This window comes from Pelagibacterium lacus, assembly GCF_003345525.1.
Taxonomy (GTDB): Bacteria; Pseudomonadota; Alphaproteobacteria; order Rhizobiales; family Devosiaceae; genus Pelagibacterium; species Pelagibacterium lacus.
Genome location: NZ_QQNH01000079.1, coordinates 1 through 602 on the forward strand (window position 1 = coordinate 1; position 602 = coordinate 602).

Here is a 602-nt window from a genome sequence, read left to right on the forward strand (position 1 = left end):
GTTTCACAGCTTGATTGAATCGATGGGATTCCCTGTTTGATGGTTTTGTGATTCAAGATGCTGGCTGGAGTGGAGGCCAGCATCTGATGGCATCACCTCTTTCCAATGATCTTCGGGAGCGGGTTGTCGCGGCGGTTGGCTCAGGCGAGAGCTGCCGGTCGGTCGCGGCCCGGTTCGATGTTGCGGTCTCGTCGGTGGTGAAGTGGTCGCAGCGCCATCGAGCGACGGGTTCGTCAGCGCCCGGCAAGATGGGCGGTCATCGCAAGCGCGTTCTGGAGCCGCACCGTGACTTCATCGTCGGGCGGATCAACCAGACGTCTCACCTGACGCTGCATGGACTGAAGGAAGAACTGGCGGCGCGCGGGGTGAAGGTCTCGCACAATGCGGTGTGGCTGTTCCTGTGTCGTGAGGGGCTGAGCTTCAAAAAAACGCTGTTCGCCCTTGAACAGGCCCGTGCCGACATCGCCCGTCGGCGGCAGCGATGGCGAACGTGGCAGGCCGGTCTCGACCCGCGTCGGCTGGTCTTCGTCGACGAGACCTGGATCAAGACCAACATGGCCCCGCTACGCGGCTGGGGACCGAGAGGCAAGCGTCTGCGCGGC

At 62.8% G+C, this 602-nt stretch carries 1 protein-coding gene; it reads left to right on the top strand.

What is annotated here, in order from left to right:
* Nucleotides 1-83: 83 nt before the first annotated feature.
* Nucleotides 84-602: transposase (locus DVH29_RS16125; protein WP_500690310.1), on the top strand; the 519-nt coding region annotated here is incomplete at its 3' end.